Raw genomic sequence first — 4163 nt, 5'->3', positions numbered from 1 at the left:
TGTCAATTGATATATTTAAGGTCATCGGTAGGGCTTTCGCCCCACCTTTGATACTACTTAAAAAGCCGGAAAACTTACAAGTAGTAGAAGAAATATGATTAAAAATTTCATTTTTTCTTCTCCTTAAGCCCTCATCGAAAGCTGAGGGGTTGCTTTATCAACGTCTTGTTGATGGTTATTGTTATAGGTTAACCTATAACAAAGTCAACACTATTTACCTAAAAATTTTAATTTTTATAGATTTATTACCGAATAAAATTATTAAATGAAGCCGCTTAATTGCGGTTTTTTTTATGTCTAAATTTTGAGTAATTCACTCAACATCGAATCGACAGCAAAGCTAGACACACGCACAACTCAATATAGCTAGTACGCTGTCACATCATTAACTAACAAGAATATTCATCATGGAAAAATACACTTCACCGATATCTTATTTCTGGGGTGTTTTATGCACGCTTTTAGGTGCGCTTAGCTTAAATGATATTGCCATTATTGTCGGTATTATTTTATCAATAGCGACATTTATCATTAACTGGTTGTATAAACGCCGAGATTTCTATCACAAAAAGAACTTGAGAGAGCAATACTATGAAAAACACAACAAGAATAGCGACGAGTGCGATTTGTAGTGTTTCGGTAATCATTGGTATTGTTATTGCTAATTACTCAGACGAAATCAGAACGAGCAAAGCAGGGCTTGAAATAATCGGCAACGCTGAATCATGTGTAAGAGAGCCATATTATTGTCCTGCTAATGTATTAACGGTTGGTATTGGCTCAACGGGTAACATTCAGCAAAAAGCTTACACAGACGAGGAAATAGCAAAACGTTGGGTAGGTGATATCAAAACAGCAGAAATGTGCGTTAATCGCTATGCTAATGGTTTTCACCTACCTCAACCCGTTTTTGATGCTGTTACTTCGATTACGTTTAATTGCGGCTGCTCGAATATGCGCACTTCAACAATGTATAAGCATCTGAACAACGGCGATTATAAAGCGGCTTGTAATGAGTTTCCGAAATGGAATAAAGCAGGTGGTCAGGTTTTGAATGGCTTAGTAATCAGACGAGAAAAGGAGAAAGCATTATGTCTATCATATGCTTCGTTATCGCATCAATAATGGCAGTCAAGAGTATTGATGGCTGGGGTTGGTTTTTATTTGTATCGTTATTGTTGAGTGATTCATCATGTTCAAATTGTCTAAAGTAAATATAGCGAACACGGCATTAATCATTGCTGCTTTTGCCTTTACTGTCTATTTCGGTTACAACAACTATCACGAGAAAAAACGATTGCAAATTGAAAACGCTGAACTGTTCGGAAAAATCGAACAGTTAGAGCAGAGTATCGCTAAAAACAATCAAATCATAGCGCAACGAGAGCAAGAAAAAGCTCAAGACGCTATGTCAATTAAACAACTTCAAGAGCAAATGAAAGATGCGCTTAAAAATAATCAATGTGCTAATGATTTTATGCCTAGTAACGTGTCTGACTGGATGCGGAGCGGTAAAAACTGAGTACGTTTATCAATGCAATATTCCTGCATCATTAACACAGCCAAATAACGAGCCTCATATTGATAAGCGAATCACTTGGGGACAGTGCCCTGTTCTGTACACTGAATTACTTAATGAACTTAGACAGTGTAATACAGATAAAAGGGCGATAAGGGAAATTAATAAATAACTATTCACTTTTACTGCATAAATTATAAAAATTCACGGGCAGTTATAAAAAATAACTGCATATTTAATCAATTACACTTAGAAATGACACTAACTCTAAGTATGTTATTCTTTGAATGGTAATGGTATAATAAATCATCTTATTGTTTGGATGATTGTTTATGAAAAAAATATTATATTGCTTTATATTAACTTTATTTTCCTTTATTGTATTTGCAGATAACGCTAAAAAAGATGATTGGATAAATCCGTATCTTATAAAAGGTTATATTTCTTACAATGATTTTAATAATTTTATATCCTCTAAAGACGAGAGAGCCCAATCATTTGGTGCAGCGTATTTATCTGGGATTGTTAATACATTTAATTGGGAAAATATAGCACGTGAACAAAAAGGGTTACCTAAAATTTACTGTGCAAAATCGGCATTACAATCACCTGAAGTTAAAAAGTTGATGAACCAATATACAAACTTATTTAATGGTGAACCAATTAAGAAATATGGTGATGAGGATTTATATTTTTTAGTTAGATTTACACTTAGATATTATCATCCATGCCCTGAAGAAAATAAGTAAAGCAATACATAATAGAATCCACAAAAACCGCTTAATTGCGGTTTTTTTATGCCATTTTCTTTGAGTTCCTATAACACCACTTAATTTCATCTCCCCGACTTGTAAAATCGATATCTACAAGTCGAATAAATTTAAATCAATTTTCAATCAATCATAATGCCATCACACGGCAAATATTAACCAAGAGCTTTACAGAATGAGCCTGAGAGAATGACAGCTAATGTCTGAACTCTTGGGGCTGTTTATTCTGTGTGACTTAGGCTCATTCTATAGAGGACATAATATGAATATTATTAAATTCGATTTTAACGAAATGGTTACTTTACAAGGTAATCAAGTAATGACGACATCTTTAAAAGTTGCCAAATATTTTGGAAGAAAGCATAAAACAATATTAAGGGCAATTAGAAATCTAAATTGCTCGAAGAAGTTTAACGAGCGCAATTTTGTGCCCGTTAATTATATTGATGAAAAAGGCGAGGCTAGGGAAATGTACAATCTTACCAAAGATGGCTGCATATTTTTAATTATGGGGTTTACTGGAGAGAAAGCTGCGCAAATTAAAGAAGCTTACATCGACGCATTTAACTGGATGGCTGAACAGCTTCACTCGATGCAAAACAGTTATTTAAAACAACATAATGACTTAATGCTTGAGTACATGAAAGAAAAAGATGTAGCTAGTATGTCAGGTCGCTTATTAAGACGTTGGGGTAAAGAGAAAAAGCCAGAGTTAGCACATAGGATGCAAAAACTACAAGAGCAATCACAAATTCAATTATTAATTTAAGGAAAGATTATGAAAAAGGGCGAAAAGAAAAAAGTGGGTCGCCCAAGTGAACTAGCCGAGTGTTTAATTAGGGCTAAAGAATACTTACTTGGGGGCTACGAAACATTTGGGGATGTAGTGCCAAGTGTTGCAGGTCTTGCTTGTTATCTTGGTAAGCACAAGTCATCAATGTATGAATACGCAAAACAAAACAAAGAGTTTTCCGACACGCTAGAAGCAATTAAAACGTTACAAGAGAATAAACTAATAAATGGTGGGCTAACTAGCTCATTCAATCCAACCATTACAAAGCTGATGCTATCTAATCATGGCTATAGCGAAAAACAAGAAATAGACCATCAATCATCAGATGGCTCGATGTCACCAAAACCAACACGAATAGAGCTAGTCACACCCGCAGAGTAAACGTTATGACCACAGCACAAATTCCGACTGTTCGTGAAACTAATTCCGAAATATGGGTGACGTGGAACCCTGAAACCGAGGGAAGCCCAACAGATATAAGGTTTAGGCAAAAACCGCCAGAGAATGCGATTATCATTGAGATGAATTATAACGATAATCCTTTTTTCCCCGACGTTTTAGAGCAAGAACGATTAAACGATTTGGCTAGACTTGATTACGCATCATATGCTTGGGTGTGGGAGGGTGCTTATCTCGAAAACTCAGATAAACAAGTTTTAAGTGGTCGATATGTTGTTGAAGAATTTGATGACAACCTGCACAAACAAGCCGACCGTTTATTGTTCGGTGCTGATTTTGGCTTTGCTAATGTGTAATAATCTTTACTTAATCTGACATTTGAGTTATTTTATAACACAAAAAGGAGAGTCAGAAATGAATCAAACCGCCAAAATCATTAAACCTAAATTAGGACTGCTAGAATTAGCTAAGCAACTCGGTAACGTTCAACAAGCTTGCAAAGTCATGGGATACACAGTCGAGATAGTTATTATCGCTTTAAAAAATTGTATGAGCAAGGGGGTGAGCTTACGCTTCAAGAAATCAGTCGTAAAAAGCCTATCGAAAAAAATCGGGTAGAGCCACATATAGAACAAGCCGTTGTCAATATGGCCTATGAATATCCAGCTTATGGGCAACATCG

Annotated in this window: 7 protein-coding genes and 2 pseudogenes; all 9 read left to right on the top strand. The window is 35.4% G+C overall.

Annotation, left to right across the window (positions count from 1 at the left end; translation table 11 throughout):
• Nucleotides 1-407: 407 nt before the first annotated feature.
• Nucleotides 408-632 carry a phage holin family protein gene (locus GA0061080_RS11890; protein WP_091126039.1) on the top strand — a complete coding sequence of 75 codons (225 nt, stop codon included), beginning with the start codon at nucleotides 408-410 and terminating at the stop codon, nucleotides 630-632.
• Nucleotides 592-1125 (top strand): lysozyme, encoded by a 534-nt coding sequence (locus GA0061080_RS11885; protein WP_091126035.1) that lies wholly within the window; start codon nucleotides 592-594, stop codon nucleotides 1123-1125. Before GA0061080_RS11890 ends, GA0061080_RS11885 begins: the two co-directional genes overlap by 41 nt.
• Before the next feature lie 67 nt (nucleotides 1126-1192).
• Nucleotides 1193-1522, top strand: coding sequence for a DUF2570 family protein (locus GA0061080_RS11880; RefSeq protein WP_091126031.1), 330 nt, complete (start codon nucleotides 1193-1195; stop codon nucleotides 1520-1522).
• Nucleotides 1443-1691 carry an Rz1-like lysis system protein LysC gene (gene lysC / locus GA0061080_RS13335; RefSeq protein ID WP_439330229.1) on the top strand — a complete coding sequence of 83 codons (249 nt, stop codon included), beginning with the start codon at nucleotides 1443-1445 and terminating at the stop codon, nucleotides 1689-1691. The genes GA0061080_RS11880 and lysC overlap by 80 nt, the downstream gene beginning before the upstream one ends.
• Before the next feature lie 160 nt (nucleotides 1692-1851).
• Entirely contained in the window at nucleotides 1852-2268 is a 417-nt protein-coding gene (locus GA0061080_RS11875; protein WP_091126027.1) for a hypothetical protein, read from the top strand.
• A gap of 283 nt (nucleotides 2269-2551) precedes the next feature.
• On the top strand, nucleotides 2552-3058 hold the full coding sequence (locus GA0061080_RS11870; protein WP_209435840.1) for a Rha family transcriptional regulator: 507 nt from the start codon (nucleotides 2552-2554) through the stop codon (nucleotides 3056-3058).
• A 9-nt stretch (nucleotides 3059-3067) separates the two neighbouring features.
• Entirely contained in the window at nucleotides 3068-3463 is a 396-nt protein-coding gene (locus GA0061080_RS11865) for a DNA-packaging protein (RefSeq protein ID WP_091126023.1), read from the top strand.
• A 23-nt stretch (nucleotides 3464-3486) separates the two neighbouring features.
• Nucleotides 3487-3828: pseudogene (locus GA0061080_RS11860) on the top strand (PBSX family phage terminase large subunit); the annotation flags it as partial.
• 67 nt (nucleotides 3829-3895) lie between these two features.
• Nucleotides 3896-4163 (top strand): annotated as a pseudogene (locus tag GA0061080_RS11855) (helix-turn-helix domain-containing protein); the annotation flags it as partial.

It is taken from the genome of Gilliamella intestini (genome assembly GCF_900094935.1).
Lineage (GTDB): Bacteria > Pseudomonadota > Gammaproteobacteria > Enterobacterales > Orbaceae > Gilliamella > Gilliamella intestini.
Note: the sequence above shows the minus strand (reverse complement) of the source record. Positions and strands in the feature narration are given on the sequence as shown.

What these genes read in the sequence shown, in the direction of transcription:
- GA0061080_RS11890 (WP_091126039.1), top strand. Translation starts at nt 408, where the DNA reads ATGGAAAAATACACTTCACCGATATCTTATTTCTGGGGTGTTTTATGC.
- GA0061080_RS11885 (WP_091126035.1), top strand. Translation starts at nt 592, where the DNA reads ATGAAAAACACAACAAGAATAGCGACGAGTGCGATTTGTAGTGTTTCG.
- GA0061080_RS11880 (WP_091126031.1), top strand. Translation starts at nt 1,193, where the DNA reads ATGTTCAAATTGTCTAAAGTAAATATAGCGAACACGGCATTAATCATT.
- lysC (WP_439330229.1), top strand. Translation starts at nt 1,443, where the DNA reads ATGCGCTTAAAAATAATCAATGTGCTAATGATTTTATGCCTAGTAACG.
- GA0061080_RS11875 (WP_091126027.1), top strand. Translation starts at nt 1,852, where the DNA reads ATGAAAAAAATATTATATTGCTTTATATTAACTTTATTTTCCTTTATT.
- GA0061080_RS11870 (WP_209435840.1), top strand. Translation starts at nt 2,552, where the DNA reads ATGAATATTATTAAATTCGATTTTAACGAAATGGTTACTTTACAAGGT.
- GA0061080_RS11865 (WP_091126023.1), top strand. Translation starts at nt 3,068, where the DNA reads ATGAAAAAGGGCGAAAAGAAAAAAGTGGGTCGCCCAAGTGAACTAGCC.